Annotated in this window: 13 protein-coding genes and 1 other RNA gene; 6 read left to right on the top strand and 8 right to left on the bottom strand. The window is 49.6% G+C overall.

What is annotated here, in order from left to right; genetic code table 11:
- Positions 1-243 precede the first annotated feature (243 nt).
- Positions 244-1,503, top strand: coding sequence for an MFS transporter (locus tag CCE91_RS11140; protein ID WP_086435371.1), 1,260 nt, complete (start codon positions 244-246; stop codon positions 1,501-1,503).
- A gap of 404 nt (positions 1,504-1,907) precedes the next feature.
- Complete coding sequence (locus CCE91_RS11135; protein ID WP_086435370.1) at positions 1,908-2,924, top strand: alpha/beta hydrolase family protein; 1,017 nt, start codon at positions 1,908-1,910, stop codon at positions 2,922-2,924.
- Positions 2,925-2,981: 57 nt separating this feature from the next.
- Here the strand turns inward: CCE91_RS11135 and gcvP are convergent, their stop codons facing one another.
- From gcvP to gcvT, 3 genes are all read right to left on the bottom strand, one after another.
- Positions 2,982-5,867 (bottom strand): aminomethyl-transferring glycine dehydrogenase, encoded by a 2,886-nt coding sequence (gene gcvP, locus CCE91_RS11130; RefSeq protein WP_086435369.1) that lies wholly within the window; start codon positions 5,865-5,867, stop codon positions 2,982-2,984.
- Positions 5,868-5,966: 99 nt separating this feature from the next.
- The gene (gene gcvH, locus CCE91_RS11125) at positions 5,967-6,356 is read right to left on the bottom strand and encodes a glycine cleavage system protein GcvH (protein ID WP_086435368.1); all 390 of its coding nucleotides are present in this window, start codon (positions 6,354-6,356) and stop codon (positions 5,967-5,969) included.
- Positions 6,357-6,422: 66 nt separating this feature from the next.
- Positions 6,423-7,502 carry a glycine cleavage system aminomethyltransferase GcvT gene (gene gcvT, locus CCE91_RS11120; RefSeq protein ID WP_086435367.1) on the bottom strand — a complete coding sequence of 360 codons (1,080 nt, stop codon included), beginning with the start codon at positions 7,500-7,502 and terminating at the stop codon, positions 6,423-6,425.
- A 239-nt stretch (positions 7,503-7,741) separates the two neighbouring features.
- Here gcvT and CCE91_RS11115 point away from each other — a divergent pair, with 239 nt between their 5' ends.
- Positions 7,742-8,578, top strand: a complete 837-nt coding sequence (locus tag CCE91_RS11115; protein ID WP_086435366.1) for a LysR family transcriptional regulator — start codon at positions 7,742-7,744, stop codon at positions 8,576-8,578.
- On the opposite strand, the gene CCE91_RS11110 is transcribed toward CCE91_RS11115, so the two are convergent.
- From CCE91_RS11110 to CCE91_RS11095, 4 genes are read right to left on the bottom strand one after another with little or no spacing between them, the layout of a single operon-like run.
- Positions 8,575-9,744 (bottom strand): UbiH/UbiF/VisC/COQ6 family ubiquinone biosynthesis hydroxylase, encoded by a 1,170-nt coding sequence (locus tag CCE91_RS11110; RefSeq protein ID WP_086435365.1) that lies wholly within the window; start codon positions 9,742-9,744, stop codon positions 8,575-8,577. The genes CCE91_RS11115 and CCE91_RS11110 overlap by 4 nt on opposite strands.
- 22 nt (positions 9,745-9,766) lie before the next feature.
- Positions 9,767-10,957 carry a 2-octaprenyl-6-methoxyphenyl hydroxylase gene (ubiH, locus tag CCE91_RS11105; RefSeq protein WP_086435364.1) on the bottom strand — a complete coding sequence of 397 codons (1,191 nt, stop codon included), beginning with the start codon at positions 10,955-10,957 and terminating at the stop codon, positions 9,767-9,769.
- A complete protein-coding gene (gene pepP / locus CCE91_RS11100; protein WP_086435363.1) occupies positions 10,939-12,294 on the bottom strand; it encodes a Xaa-Pro aminopeptidase in 1,356 nt (451 codons plus the stop codon). The genes ubiH and pepP overlap by 19 nt, the downstream gene beginning before the upstream one ends.
- Positions 12,295-12,319: 25 nt before the next feature.
- Positions 12,320-12,892 carry a UPF0149 family protein gene (locus CCE91_RS11095; protein WP_086435362.1) on the bottom strand — a complete coding sequence of 191 codons (573 nt, stop codon included), beginning with the start codon at positions 12,890-12,892 and terminating at the stop codon, positions 12,320-12,322.
- A gap of 124 nt (positions 12,893-13,016) precedes the next feature.
- Between CCE91_RS11095 and zapA the strand changes: the two genes are divergently transcribed.
- Entirely contained in the window at positions 13,017-13,325 is a 309-nt protein-coding gene (gene zapA / locus CCE91_RS11090) for a cell division protein ZapA (RefSeq protein ID WP_086435361.1), read from the top strand.
- Positions 13,326-13,333: 8 nt separating this feature from the next.
- A non-coding RNA gene (gene ssrS / locus CCE91_RS11085) (6S RNA) lies at positions 13,334-13,515 on the top strand.
- 12 nt (positions 13,516-13,527) lie between these two features.
- On the opposite strand, the gene CCE91_RS11080 is transcribed toward ssrS, so the two are convergent.
- Positions 13,528-15,099: an amidohydrolase family protein gene (locus CCE91_RS11080; RefSeq protein ID WP_086435360.1), complete on the bottom strand. Its 1,572-nt coding sequence runs from the start codon at positions 15,097-15,099 to the stop codon at positions 13,528-13,530.
- A 58-nt stretch (positions 15,100-15,157) separates the two neighbouring features.
- Here CCE91_RS11080 and CCE91_RS11075 point away from each other — a divergent pair, with 58 nt between their 5' ends.
- A complete protein-coding gene (locus CCE91_RS11075) occupies positions 15,158-15,769 on the top strand; it encodes a 5-formyltetrahydrofolate cyclo-ligase (protein WP_086435359.1) in 612 nt (203 codons plus the stop codon).
- Positions 15,770-15,810: the final 41 nt, after the last annotated feature.

Here is a 15,810-nt window from a genome sequence, read left to right as displayed (position 1 = left end):
GGTTGTTCCTTGTTGCAAGGTTTGCTGGGTATTGTGCATGATGATTAGCTTTGCGGGCAACCCTCGAGGTGAATCGCCACTAATTCATTAGACACCTCGTAGCCATAGTTGAGAACTCAGTTTTTTGGCGATGCATAAGTGTTATACAGATTAAACGGCCTCATATTTAGTATACTCAAAGGTTTCGTAACCCAAAAATGCGTCCTAAACTGGTAACACAAGTCATCAGTTTAAGACGCACTTATGGGACAAGTCTCAGGCATCCGCTTTGCACTCACAGGCGCTATACTTATTGCTATAAGCTTTGGTTTAGCTCGTTTCGCCTTTGGTTTGTTTGTCCCTCAAATACGAGCTGACCTAGAGATCAGCGCTAATACAATCGGTGTTATCGCCGCACTTCCCCTCATAAGTTTCGTTGTTATCAGTTTAGTGGCTCCTTTAGTCACGAAATATTTTGGTGCGCGTAACACGACAGTGCTATCTGCTTTGTTTAGTGTTTTCGGTCTAGCTTTAGTGAGTCAGGCAACTGGTCCTATTAGTCTCGCCGTGGGGGTATTCGCTTGTGGTATATGCACCGGCTTAATGATGCCAGCTTTAACTTCAGCCATGCAGGCTTTGGTCGACCGCTCCATTCATGGACGTGTCAGCTCAGTAATGAATGCTGGCACAAGCATTGGTGTCGCGCTCTCCGTTCCAGCTGTATTATTTTTAGTTGGGGCATGGCGCTACGCTTATTTATCATTCACGGTAATAGCTATTATCGGTGTTCTTCTTGCCTGGTTTTTAATTCCTTCGGTTTCCAGGCTTACACCCTCAAATGCAGCGCCACCCCCTAAAATCAAAGCTAGACAATGGTGGCGTTTGTTAAAACTGTCTTTATTTGCCTTCGCCATGGGCTTTATTGCTTCAGCTTATTGGACGTTTGGACCGGATTTAGTCACCACTTTGGGCTCATTGTCGTCTAAACAAAGTGGTTGGTTATGGTTAGCACTGGGTATTGCAGGTTTAGGTGGCGCTATTATTAGTGATTTGGCCGACAGAAATAACCCGGCCATCACTCACGCTCTAATGCTCATGATGCTGACAACCAGTTTAACTCTGTTGGCCGCCAGCCCAAGCCAAGTTTACCTTGCCGTGTTTTCAGCGTTGATCTTCGGCTTGGCCTACATGAGCCTAACCGGGCTGTATTTAATGACAGGCATCCGTTTATTGCCAGGACGCCTTTCTATGGGGCCTGTTTTGCCCTTTGTGGCTTGTGCTTTAGGCCAAGCAGCTGGGTCGCCTATTATTGGCTTATTAGTCGGTGAATTTGGCTACGCCGAGAGCTTTTCTATTTTTGCGGCTGTGGGCGTCTTTATCTCACTGATATCGCCATTTTATCCCGGCCATACTGAACATGAGGATGATATTCCTGAAGAGGAAACCGGCCTTCAAGCAGCATATAATTATCAGTTGCAGGATGAAGAAGGCGAGCCTTTAGAAAGTACTAGTACCGAACAGTGATTTACTTCGGTTGACCATTAGCAAGTCGTTATGAACATACAAGGAAGTAGCACATGAAGTGTCCACATTGTTCCGAATCAGTGAGCATATTCTCGAAAGAAATGAACAAATTTGGTAAATCTAAGGTTTGCCCAAAATGCTGCAATCCTATTAGGCTATATGTAAGCCTTAAGTGGGGAGCAATATTGCTTATTCCGGCTGTAGTAACCTCTCTTTTGCTCAAGCCGCTTTTTATTAATGCTGGTCTAAGCGGTTCTTTATCTACCGGTCTAATGTGTGGAATATTAGCCCTATTGTGCATGCGTCTGAAAGTGCCTAAGATTAAAGAAAGTGCATAACCAAGCAATTAAAAATCGCCCACAAATTTGAAGGGATGCTTATAGTTTTTTAAAAGGAACGTCACAATGGTTGTAAAAGGATTTACTATTGCCCTATTGCTCATTGGCCTAAGCGGTTGCGCTTCATTTGTCGCAAATAAAATAACCAGCCCCAAAAATATAAATGTAGAAGGGAATCTCGCAGATTTGATTGTTGAGAGGCAAATTTGTGATAACAGCCCTTACTGTATTAAAACAATGGGCTTGGGTGATTTGGAGGCAGGTGATCTCAGTCTGGCTTTTACATTTAAAATCAACGAGGGCCATAAGGTTTGGCGCTACGAGGCCAAAAGTGACGGTGCTGCAAAGGTCAAACCTCTTGAAAACCAGTTGATAGTGCTTTTCGCTGGATATAGTCAACCTACGCTACTGCTTTATATGCATCAAAGGTGGTTACAACACATAACAGGCGCTAACGTCATTGTTGTACCAAGCGCTGACAATTCAGAGAATTTCAAGTTCGGTCTTGATTATGCCTCCCCTCTTGTTGCTGAAATTCAACGGTTAAAACCTAAAAAGGTACACCTTATTGGTTTTTCAATGGGGGCTTTAGCAGCCAATGCCGTCGAGCAGGAAGTTGACAACGCTCGACTGTATTTATTTGCGCCAATGACAGACTTTGAACATTCAACCAAAGCTATTTACGACATTCTGTATCAAGACACGTTATATGCGAAGTTTGTCTCTAAAAATACGCTTGAGGACGCAATTCAAATTGTTTATGAAGAATCAGGAACAACATTAAAAGACACTGATTTGCTGGCAAAACTTAATGGAGTGAAATCACCTACTTTTATTTATGCTTCGAATACAGATAAAGTAACTGACTATTCTGCTTTAAATACTATTGATAATAAGAATATCAATGTAAGCATTTACGAGAAGTTAGGTCATATAGAAATGGTTGCACTAGCCAGTCAAAATTTACTAACAGAGTTCGTGTCTGATTTACTTGAAAGGCCAGTGTTACAGAGCGAAGTTGAAACCCTAGGTGTACTCTGCGATTTTGGTGACGATGACTGCCTAAATCAGTTACCAAATTAACTTACAAAAAAGCCCTCATTTTTGAGGGCTTTTGCTGTGCACAGTGGCTATTAGCCGCTACCGATAACTATCCACCGCAGGACAGCTACAAATCAAATTACGGTCGCCGTACACATCATCAATACGATTAACCGAAGGCCAGAATTTGTTCACTGCAACTGCTGGTACCGGGTAAGCTGCGGTTTGGCGATCGTAGCCACGCTCCCAGTTGTTATCAATAATATCAACCAGGGTGTGCGGTGCGTTGTGCAGTGGGTTGTCAGACTCACTCCACTCGCCGTCGGCAATTTTCTGCGCTTCTTTGCGAATTGAAATCATGGCTTCAATGAATCTGTCTAATTCGGCTTTAGACTCAGACTCGGTCGGTTCAACCATTAAGGTGCCCGCTACCGGGAAGCTCATGGTTGGTGAGTGGAAGCCGTAGTCCTGCAGGCGCTTGGCAACGTCCATTTCGGTTACGCCACAGCTGTCTTTCAGCGGGCGCAGGTCAATAATGCACTCGTGCGCAACGCGGTCGTTACGGCCTTTGTACAGAATGTCGAAGTGCGGGCTTAATTTTTTCGCAACGTAGTTGGCATTCATAATGGCCACTTCGGTTGCTTCACGTAAGCCGCGGCCGCCCATCATGGCAATGTACATCCATGAAATAGCCAGAATGCTGGCACTGCCGTATGGCGCTGCAGAAACGGCGCCGTTGTCTAAGCCGGTACCCGGAATATGAATTACGGAGTGGTTCGGTAAAAACGGCTCCAGGTGCTTTTTCACACCTATAGGGCCCATGCCCGGACCACCGCCACCATGCGGAATACAGAAGGTTTTGTGCAAGTTCAGGTGCGACACATCAGCGCCAATATAACCAGGCGAGGTAACACCAACTTGGGCGTTCATGTTAGCGCCGTCCAGGTATACCTGACCGCCGTGCTCGTGCACCAGTTCACAAATGGCTTTAATGCCTTCTTCGTACACGCCGTGCGTAGAAGGATAAGTAACCATGATGCACGACAGGTTGTCGCCAGCTTCTTCAGCTTTGGCGCGCAAGTCGTTCATGTCTACGTTACCGTTCTTATCACAGTCAACTACCACTACTTTCATGCCCATCATTTGCGCAGACGCCGGGTTGGTACCGTGCGCAGAGCTTGGAATTAGGCAAATGTTGCGGTGTTCGTCGCCGCGGCTCTGGTGGTATTTGTGAATGGCCAGCAAGCCGGCATATTCACCTTGTGCACCTGAGTTTGGCTGCATAGAAAGTGCGTCGTAACCAGTAATATCAATCAACCAGGTAGACAAGGTTTCAATCATTTCCTGATAACCTGCTGCTTGTTCCAGCGGGCAGAACGGATGCAAGCGACCGAACTCAGGCCAGGTAACCGGAATCATTTCTGCCGTAGCGTTCAGCTTCATGGTGCATGAACCCAGCGAGATCATGCTGTGGTTCAGGGCTAAATCTTTGTTCTCAAGCTGCTTAATGTAACGCAGCATTTCAGTTTCTGAGTGGTAGCTGTTAAATACCGGGTGCGTCAGAATTTCTGACTTGCGTAACAGCTCCGCCGGAATAGATTCTACTTCACCACCAGCTACGCGGCTGTCCAGAGTTTCAATATCAAGGCCGTGATCGGCACCGAATAAAACAGTAAACAAGCTCAAGATGTCGGCGCGGGTTTTGGCTTCGTCCAGGCTCACACCAAATACACCGTTGCCGTCTACGCGCAGGTTAATTTCGGCTTCAGCAGCACGAGAAATTAACGCGTCGGCGTTACCGTCAAACTTAAAGGTTAAGGTATCAAACCAGTGTGAGTTCACCAGCTCCACGCCTTTGTCTTGCAGGCCTAAGGCAACAATGTCGGTTAAGCGGTGAATGCGCGAGGCAATGGTGCGCAAACCTTGTGGGCCGTGATACACAGCGTAAAACGACGCCATGTTGGCTAGTAGTACCTGCGCGGTACAAATGTTCGAGTTGGCTTTTTCGCGACGAATATGTTGCTCACGCGTTTGCATAGCCATGCGCAATGCCTGGTTGCCGCGGCTGTCTTTTGACACACCAATGATACGGCCTGGCAGTGAACGCTTGAACTTATCACGGGTTGCGAAATAAGCAGCGTGTGGACCGCCGTAGCCCATAGGTACGCCAAAGCGTTGCGCTGAACCTAAAGCAATATCAGCACCCATTTCGCCAGGTGACTTCAGTAGCACCAGGCTCATAATGTCGGCAGCAACAGCTACTACGCCTTTTTGATCCTGAATGGCAGCAATGGTCTGTTCCAGGTTATGTAACTGGCCCTGGTTGTCCGGATACTGCAGTAAGGCACCGAATACGTCATGCTGGTTGGCTTCTGCCACTGGCCCAACGATTACGTCAAAACCGAACATTTCTGCGCGGGTTTTCAGTACATCAATGGTTTGACGGAATACGTTGTCAGCTACAAAGTAAGCGTTTGATTTGCTCTTGCTAACGCGCTTGGCCATAGCCATAGCTTCAGCTGCAGCGGTGGCTTCATCAAGCAGTGACGCACTGGCTAGTGGCAAGCCGGTTAAATCAATGGTCATTTGCTGGAAGTTCAGCAGTGATTCCAAACGGCCCTGGGCGATTTCTGGCTGGTACGGCGTGTAAGCAGTATACCAACCCGGGTTTTCCAGCACGTTACGTAAAATAACGTTTGGTACCACAGTGTCGTAGTACCCCATACCTATGTACGAACTAAAGACTTTGTTCTTCGCTGCAATAGTGCGCAATTTCGCTAAAGCTTCACTTTCAGTTTGTGGCTCACCAACGGCTAAAAACGGCTCACGTAAAATGGAGCCAGGCACCGTGTCTTTGGTAAGCGCTTCCAGCGAATCAACGCCAAGCTCGGCCAGCATAGCTGCCGTTTCGTCATGGCTTGGGCCAATGTGGCGGCCAATAAATTCATCGTGGTTTTCTAACTGTTGCAGCGTCGTTGTGGTCATGTACATCATATCCCATAATCGTGGGTTGAATTTCAGGTTTGGGGTAAAACGCAAAACCCCGGCTTGAGTAACCGGGGTTCATCCTTGACTTGCGCTTCCTTATTCTTCGTCAATAACGGCCTGGTAGCCGTCAGCGTCAAGTAAGCTGTCTACTTCACTAGCGTCATCCGCTTTGATGCGGAACAACCAACCGTCGCCGTAAGGGTCGTTGTTTACGGTTTCCGGGGCGTCTTCTAATTCTTCGTTTATAGCAACTACTTCGCCGCCAATTGGGGCGTAAATGTCGGATGCTGCTTTCACAGACTCAGCCACAGCAATGTCGTCACCGGCAGCAACTTTGTCGCCAACGTCAGGTAATTCTACGAACACCATGTCACCCAACAGGTCTTGTGCGTGTTCACTAATACCAATAGTAAAAGTGCCGTCGCCTTCATTGCGAACCCACTCGTGAGTTGCTGCGTATTTCAGTTCTGCAGGGATGTTGCTCATGCTGATAATTCCTCGGTCATTAATTTTGGTTATTCGTTACAAATCAGTTCGCTTCGGGTTAGTACTTTAAAGTACCGACTTCCCGTTGCGCACAAATGCTGGTTTTACTACCGACACTTTAACTAATTTCTTGCGCATTTCCACTTCAGCAGTTTCGCCGAAAGGTTTAGGTACTCGCGCCATGGCAATTGAAAAGCCAAGTGTTGGTGAGAACGTACCTGAGGTAATGATACCCTCACCGCCTTCAACAATCACTTTTTGTCCGTGGCGCAATACGCCTTTGTCTTTCATTACCAGACCAACCAGCTTTTCATAACCGGCTTCTTTTTTGGCTTCCAGCGCAGAACGACCCACAAAATCACGCTCTTGCGGTTCAAACGCCACGCTCCACTCCATGTTTGCAGACAGCGGAGTGATGCTTTCGTCCATATCCTGACCGTACAAGTTCATGCCAGCTTCCAGACGCAAAGTGTCGCGTGCGGCTAAGCCTGAAGGTTGCACGCCAACGTGCAGCAAGTCGTTCCACAAGGCTTCTACTTTGTCGGCGGCAACCACAATTTCATAGCCTTTCTCACCGGTATAACCCGTGGTAGCAATAAAAAGATCATTTACTTGCTGCGATAAAAACGGCTTCATGCCTTTCACTAAGGCAAAGTCGTCTTCGCTTAAAATAAGTTTCAGCTTGTCTTCGGCTTTTGGCCCCTGCAGGGCAATCATGGCCAGCTCAGACTGTTCGGTAATATCAACCTGAAAACTGGAAGCAACAGAGTTGATCCAGTTCATGTCTTTATCACGCGTGGCTGAGTTCACCACTAAACGATACGACTCATCGTTAAAGTAGTACACGATCAGGTCGTCAATAACGCCGCCTTTCTCGTTCAGCATGCTGCTGTACTGCGCTTTGCCTTCAATGGAAAGCTTGGCGACGTCGTTGGCTAACAAATAACGCAAAAACGCTTTGGCTTCACGACCAGCAACATCCACAATGGTCATGTGCGACACGTCAAATACGCCAGAGTCAGTGCGAACCGCATTATGCTCTTCAATTTGCGAGCCATAGTTCAACGGCATGTCCCAGCCGTGAAAATCAACCATCTTTGCGCCAGCTTGCAAATGTGCTTCATAAAGCGGAGTTTTGTTCGCCATGTATCAGTTTCCTGTTGTTTCTGTGCCACTTTCAGCGGATGCCGCTAAAACTGCGGCATGGCTATTATAGCCATTATTTTTGCAGTGAAAGTGGTTACGAAAAATTGACCCGAATTATAGAACTCTCGTGGCGGGTCAACAAATGAATAATACTAATAATTACATTTAAATAATTAATAATTGATAATATTCTATTACAATATCTTATACGTTTCTTAGGTCTCGGGGCATAGTTTAGCATGAAGCAACTTTCGCTGGATGAATTGCGTGCTTTTGTTAGCGTTATTGAGCTGCAAAGCTACACAGCTGCTGGGCAATTGCTGGGCCGATCGCAACCCGCTATTAGCTTGCAGCTTAGGCGCCTGGAAGAACAACTGGGCGCCAGCCTGCTAAACCGTCAGCGCGGCCGTATTCAGCTCACCCAGGCGGGGCAAGACGTACTGGATGTTGCGCGGCAGTTACTTGGCCTGAACGACCAGCTGTTAGCGCGCTTTGAACAACATGCGTTAAGCGGCCGCGTTCGGCTCGGTATTCCCAGTGAATTTGCCAGTAAACTGCTACCTCAGTTACTTGGGCAATATACGCAGTCCTACCCCAACGTGGCTTTAGAGGTGACTTCGGCGCTAAGTAAAGACTTACTTGCCGAGCGCACTACACAGAAGTTTGACCTGGTTATTGCGCTGCAGGAGCCAACCGAAAAGCCTGCCGGGCATGTGTTAAAGCAAGAAGAATTGGTGTGGGTGGGGCGTCAAACTGACTTTAGTGAGCCAGTGCCACTGGTGTTTGCACCCGAGGGCTGTATTTACCGTCGGCGCGCCTTGCAGGTACTGACGCGCCAGCAAATGGCTCAGCGCATTACCTACACCAACGCGGACTTTTCCGGGTTAACGGCGGCTATTGAAGGCGGGCTTGGTTTAACCGTACTGGCGCAAAGCACAGTGCCGGAACATTTGCTGAAGTTAACCAGCCTGCCAACATTAGGTGCGGTAAACATAGTGTTGCAGCAGCATTCCAGCGATAACGCAGCGGCTGATTATTTGGCCAGCTACCTTACCGATTACCTGCAGTCGGCTTAAACTTCGCCTAAGGCTACTTTGGTAAGCCAGCGTTTCAGCGGTGGGGTTTTATTGGCCAGGGTAAAACCAACGCCACGCAACAACTGCAATAGCGGCTGACTGGTTCCGAACCCACGCTTAAATGCCTCCATGGCAGCAATCATAGTTAGCGCGGCGGCCTTGCGCTCGCGCTGATAGGCTTGCAAGGCACGATTGAGTTGGCGCTGCTCGGTGGCGGTAAAAGCTTCAATTAACACGGCTACGTCGGCAAAGCCTAAATTAGCGCCCTGCCCGGCCAGCGGGTGAATACTGTGCGCAGCGTCGCCAACCAGAATCAAACGTTCATGCACCCATTGCTGGGCATATTGCATTTGCAGCGGAAAACTCGCCACGGCTGAATCTACTGTCAGGTTACCCAGTATGCCGTTGCTGGCTACCTGCAAACGACGCTGAAACTGCTCTGGCTGGGTTTGCTGCAGCTGTAATAATTCCTGCGCGAGATCTTCGTCACAAGACCACACCATGGAACACAAATGGGGATCGGCCAGCGGTAACAATGCCAACGGCCCGGTGGGTAAAAAAGCTTGGCGTGCCACGCCCTGATGCGGCAATTCACTGGCAATAACAGCTACCAGCCCGCGTTGTTCGTAGTCCCAGAATGTTACCGGCAGTTCAGCCCAGCTGCGCAGTTGCGAGCGCACGCCGTCGGCGGCAATCACATAGTCACCCTGCAGTTGCTGATCGGCCAGTTGCAATGTGGCGCCTTGGTGGTCCTGTTGCCATTGCTGCACTTTGGTATTGGCAATGATGGTTACGCCAGCTTGTTCGGCCGCATCCCACAGCGCTTGCTCCAGCACCTGATTCTCAACAATAGCACCAAGATCATCTGTGCCAATCTGTTCGGCATGAAAGGCAATATCGGCAAAGCTATTGTTTTCCCACACCTGCATGCCGGTGTAAGGGCCAAGCCGCTGCAGCGGTAACTGTTGCCATACGCCCAGTTCCTGCAACAATGTTCGGCTGGCATGATTTAACGCACTAACCCGCAGTCCGGGTTCAGCGGTCACTTCTGGTCGCGAACCCTGCTCAACCAGAGTTACGCGGCAACCACGCTGACGCAGCCCAAGCGCACAGCTAAGGCCAATTAAACCGGCCCCAACAACGACTATGTGTTTGCTTGCGCTCATAATTGTATCCGCACTGTTAGTGTCATTTGCCCATGGCCTTGCGCGCGAAGGCATGCCGTAATGGCCCGACTTTGTCTAACGCCAGCAACGCCATGTTCCGCGGTCCGGTTAAGGCTGAATAGTTATTTGAGAACCCGTGCACCAGCCATTCGGTTAAGCCAATAGTCACCTGATAATCCTGTTCCCGGCGTTGCCAGTAGTGGCGCAGGCTTTGGTAGGCACCCGCATCATCAACTTGTTTTAGCGCTGTAACTAAGGCCAGCACATCGCGCACACCCAGGTTAAAGCCCTGCCCGGCAATAGGGTGCAAGGCATGGCTGGCATTACCAACCAACACACAGCGGTGGCTGACACTGCGCTCGGCTAACTGCAGTTGCAGCGGAAATGCCACGCGCTCACTCACACCGGTAAAACGCCCGGCGCGAAAACCAAACTCGGTTTGGCACTGCTCAATAAATTCGGCTTCCGGGCAGGTTAATAAGGCATCGGCACGATCCGGTGTCACACTCCATACTAAGCTAGCCACTGCGGTTTCTTGTGGCCCCGGTTGCACCGGCAACAAGGCCATAGGGCCGCTGTCAGTAAAGCGCTCATAAGCCCAGCCTTTTAGGCTTTGCGCTAGTTGCAACCGGCCAATAATACCCACCTGCTGATAATCGGTAGCTTGCATAGCAATGCCGAGTTGCTGCCGCACCTGCGACTTCTGGCCGTCGGCACCAATCAGTAATTGCACCTGCACTGGGTCAGCGTCGCTTAATTCAAGCACAACAGTGTCTTGCTGCTGAGTTACTCCAGTTACCGCCTGGCCACCTAGCCATTGAATATTAGGTTGTTGCTGGCAGGCATCAAACAGCACCTGATTTAACTGTGCGGCGGCTACTACCTGCCCCAGTGCCGCTACCCCTTCGTCGGCAGCGTGCAACCGCACCATGCCGGCGTGGCCGCGGTCACTCACATGAATATGTTCAATGGCGCAAGCATGCTCGGCCAGCGCTGGCCATAGCTGTTCCCGCGCCAGAATTTCCACAGTTCCAGCTGCCAGCGCAATAGTGCGCTTGTCGCGCGCCGGGCCAGCCGCTTGCGGCTCAATCACCAGTATTTGCCAGTCGGGGCGGCTACGCGCCAGCAACACAGCCGCCAGCGCGCCCACTAAACCGCCGCCGGCAATGCCTATGTGCGCGGTTGGCGCGGATGCTACCGCTGTTGCAGCCATGCTTCTATCTCGGCAACAGTTTTGGGCACTGCTGCGGTTAGGTTGTCGTGACCCTGTTCGGTAATCACTATGTCGTCCTCAATGCGAATGCCTATGCCGCGCCAGCGTTGGGCTACGTCGGCATCTGGTGGTATGTAAATACCTGGCTCTATGGTTAATACCATACCCGGCTTAAACCGAATTGGTTTACCGTTTTCGGTATAATTACCAACATCGTGCACATCCAGGCCTAACCAATGGCCAAGTCCATGAATGAAGAACTGTCGATAGCTGGCATTTTCCCAGTTTTTGCTGAAGCTGCCGGACAAAATATCCAGCTCAATTAAACCCTGGGTAATAGTTCGGGCCGCAGCCTCATGCGCTGCCGGCAAGTTACCACCAGGTTTGGCTTCCGCCAGCGCCGCATCCTGCGCGGCTAACACCACTTCGTAAAGCGCTTTTTGCGTATCGCTAAAACGACCGTTGACTGGAAAGGTTCGGGTAATATCGGCCGCATAGCCCTGATATTCAGAACCGGCATCAATAAGAATCAGGTCGCCGTCTTTTAATTCCGAACTATTGTCGGTGTAGTGCAAAATGCAGGCGTTCTCGCCACCACCACAAATAGTGCCGTAAGCCGGATGCAAAGCACCCTGCATAGCGAATTCGTGATGCAGCTCGGCAGCAACCTGATATTCAAATTTGCCGGGTTGCGCAAACAACATGGCACGCTTATGGGCAGCCACACTGATTTCAGCGCTGCGGCGCATTAGAGCCAGTTCTTCCGGTTGCTTAATTAAACGCTGAGCATGCACCAACGGGCGTAAATCAACTAAGGCACGAGGTGGCGCATCGCCTTTTTTAGGCGTTTCGCGTAGCAAATTAAACCAGCCCAGCACCCGCTGATCGAAGTCAGCATATGTACCCTGCGCATAAAACACCGTGTCCATTTGATTCAGCAACCGCGGCATCCGCTTGTCCAGCTCTTCAATTGACCAGGCTGCATCCACATTAATTTTTGCCTCAGCAGCAGCCACACCCAGCCGCTGGCCATGCCAGATTTCTGCATGGGCATCGCTTGGCTGGCAAAATAGCTGTTCCTGCACGTCGGCGTCTGGCGCTAGTACCAGCAGCGCGTTGGGTTCGTTAAAGCCGGTTAGATAGTAAAAGTCACTGTCCTGGCGAAAGGGATACTCGGTATCACGACTGCGGGTTAGCTCCGGTGCTGCCGGAATAATCGCAATAGCGCCCTCGGGCGCGTGTTTCTGCAGTTGCTTCATTAATGCCGTGCGGCGCGCTTTAAAGGTAGCAGCGCTCACGGTTTCATGACCATTGCTGTGCCTGGCTTTAGAATTCATAGATTAGTACGTGTCCACGCTTTGTTTAGTGTAGAGTTTTCGAGGTTCGGCAAGGATTACCAGAGGTCTGGCCCAGTTCGTTGAAACACAAAATAGCCGATACCCGCAGGTATTCTAAGATTTCAAAGTAAGCTTTTTCGGCTTCCTCTTCTTCTTCAATTTCAAAGTCGAGCTTGGCAATTTCAACCATGTCTTCAATAGCTTCTCGCAAGTCTTGCGACATGCTGGCTAAATTAACCTGATTCACCCCAAAGCCAACTAAAAAGGATTGCACCCAGCCAGTTAGCGCTTGTAAACGCTCGTACAGTGGCTCGTGATCACCGGGTAATAACGGCTGATAACCCATATCGGGATCAGCCAATGATCCACAAACGTCGTCATACATAGCACTGAGTTTGTCTTTCACCTGGGGCTGAAACTTTTGTCCTTCATTGGCTAAATCACTCATCAACAATAGCCACTCTTCGCCTTCGGTGGCAGCACCACTGGCTATCATGCCGGTAAGCATGCCCTGCAGCTCGGCAGCGCTCGGCAACAAGCCCTGTTGTTCGAAAAATTCGTTCAAGCGATCGTAATTACGTAAATTATTGCTGGTCATGCCCACTGATCTCTTTATGCGTTATATAGGTAATCCTAACACCCACTTTGCAATGGCGCTAGCTGACAAGTGGGGTTGTGCCATGCCATAATAGCCCATAATGATTCATTAAAAGGAAGCGGTTATGTCTGCGCGAGCCATGGATATTACATTAATGGAACGCTCGTATCGGGTCAGTTGCCCGGCGGGGCAGGAAGTTGCTCTGCAGCAAGCAGCCGACAAGCTGAACGAGCGCTTACAGCAAACCAAAACAGTGACCAAGCTCACCAACCCGGAACAAATAGCGGTGATGACGTCATTGAATTTGTGTCATGAATGGATGCAGCAAGAATCAGAACAGACCAAACGTATTAAAGCGTTGGAAGAAAAAATTAGTTTGTTACAAGAAACCCTTGAACAAGTTATGGCCGAGCAAAGGCCCGGCCGTAAGTAACCAGTTATGATCGCCTGGGATGTTTGCCAGCAGGCTTATGTCCCTGAGCCGATGCTTTTTACTAAGGGGTTCACTGAATGACTATTGCGCAAGCTCAGCTTGTACTGAGAAGCCTACGGTCACTATTTGCGCCCCGCCTTGAACCAATGGGTTCAAGGGCTACAGCCAGCAGCGGCATCCTGGGTGATCACCCTCTCTTCTATTACTTGTTAGCTTCGGCTTTCGCTTCAGCAACCAAACGGCGAACGTCTTCCAGCAATTCTTGCGAATCGTAAACAATACCGTCTTTAATGGTGTACTTAATGCCGTCGGTACGCATTGGCTTATTGTCTTCGCTTAACTGGAAGTGACCAGTACCGTAAAGCACTTTGAAGTTACGCAGCGGGTTTTCGTCCACAATCACTAAGTCGGCTTTTTTACCCGGAATAACGCTGCCAATATCCTGATCTAACCCTAGCGCTTCAGCACCATTTAACGTGGCTGCCTGAATTACTTCCAGCGCATTGAAACCGGCTTCACGTAGTAATTCCAGTTCCCGCACGTAACCAAAACCATAAATTTTGTAAATGTAGCCTGAGTCAGAACCAGTAGTTACCCGGCCACCGTTATTTTTATAGTCGTTTAGGAAGGTCATCCATTTTTGATAATTCTTCTTCCACGCAATTTCATGGTCAGTAGTCCAGTCGAACCAGTAAGAGCCATGCGCATAACGGCTAGGTTCAAAGAAATCCCACAATTGCGGCAAGGTATAATCTTCATGCCAAATGGCCTGACGCTCGCGCATTAAGTCACGGCTGGCTTCATAAATAGTCAGGGTTGGGTTAATGGTGAAGTCCAGTTCAATCAACTCATCGCGAACTTCATTCCACTTTTCGCTGCCAGGCTCAGCAGCTTGCTCCCACAACTCACCGGCAGCACCAAAACGGTCTTGCTCGTTGTTGTAGTTATACTCAGGCGAATAATCCTGAATGGTTTGGTCGGTGAACAGAGCTTCCGGCAAACCATACCAGTGTTCCATGGTAGTCAGGCCCTGACGCGCCGAATCAACCACATTGGTTTGCATCACATTTAACTGCGCGTGGTGCATCATGGTGCCAAGATTTTGCTTGTTCGCTTCATCCAGCGCGGCATTCATAATGCGTGGAGGCGCACCAAAGAACTTAATACCAGCAGCACCTTTTTTAGCAATATGACGCACCCAGTCGCGGGCGTCATCGGCACTGAAAATAGGATCTTCAAAGCCCTGTCCAAAACCTACGTAAGGCACAATTCGTGGCGCTACAATAGTGTTCTTCTCGGCGCGTTCCTGGTGCCACTGCACCCAGTCAAAGCCATTAAAGCTGCCCGGCTCACGAATAGTGGTAATACCGTGGCCAAGCCACAACTTAAACACATACTCGGCTGGAATATTCTCAGCAGAGCCACCAATGTGCCCATGCATGTCAACAAAACCCGGCAGAATAAACTTGCCGCTCACGTCCAGTTCCTGATCGCCTGGCTGTGCTTTGGGTCGCCCTTCCGATTTAATCGGTACGCCCGGATAGCCCACATTCACCACCCGGGTGATGCGATCGTTTTCAATCACGATATCAACCGGACCTAATGGCGGAGCACCTTCACCGCTCACTAAAGTACCGCCGCGTAAAATCAGGCGTTCATAAGGGCCGTCACCCTGGTCGCCGCGAGGCGGAGCTTTCGGTGGTGCTGCCTGAGCAGCCGTAAAGCTAAAAAATAGCAGGGCGAAGAAGGATTGCGCTAGCGTTTTACCGATCATTCGTGGCATGGTTAACATCACTTTTCAGGAATTTAGGTGAACTAAGGATAACAACGGAATGCCCGCACAGCAATCGCCCCAAAATGAGCGCCAGCAATTACGCCGTGAACTGCAACAACGGCGGCTAGCGCTAAGCGAACTCGACCTGGAGCGTGCGGGTCAGCAGGTTAGCGAACACTTACTTAGTTTACCGCAAGTTCAACAGGCCACTACTATTGGTGGCTACTTCAGTGTTAAAAACGAGCTGGCTACCGGCCCGGCACTTGCCAGTTTGCTAGCACAACAAAAACAACTCGCACTGCCGGTATTACACCCGTTTTGTAAAGGTCACTTGCTGTTTTTAAGCTACGATAACAACACCCGCTTTGTTCCCAATCGCTACCAGATACCTGAGCCCGAACTAAACTGTCAGCACATAGTGCCGTTAGCGCAGTTGCAGGTACTGCTGGTACCTCTGGTAGGCTTTGATGCCAAGGGGAATCGTATGGGCATGGGCGGTGGCTTTTATGACCGCACGCTTAGTGGCTGGCAGCAAGGCCGCTACCCGAATTTGCTACCTATAGGGTTAGCGCACAACGTACAGCAGGCAGAGCATATTCCAACCGAGGGTTGGGATGTGCCTTTACCAATGATAATTACCCCTTACAAAATATGGCACTTTAGCGACTAATTTGGGTGTATCATTACTATTCATTCAACAGCATGAGTTCC

Source organism: Pseudidiomarina planktonica (assembly GCF_900177775.1).
Classification (GTDB): domain Bacteria; phylum Pseudomonadota; class Gammaproteobacteria; order Enterobacterales; family Alteromonadaceae; genus Pseudidiomarina; species Pseudidiomarina planktonica.
Note: the sequence above shows the minus strand (reverse complement) of the source record. Positions and strands in the feature narration are given on the sequence as shown.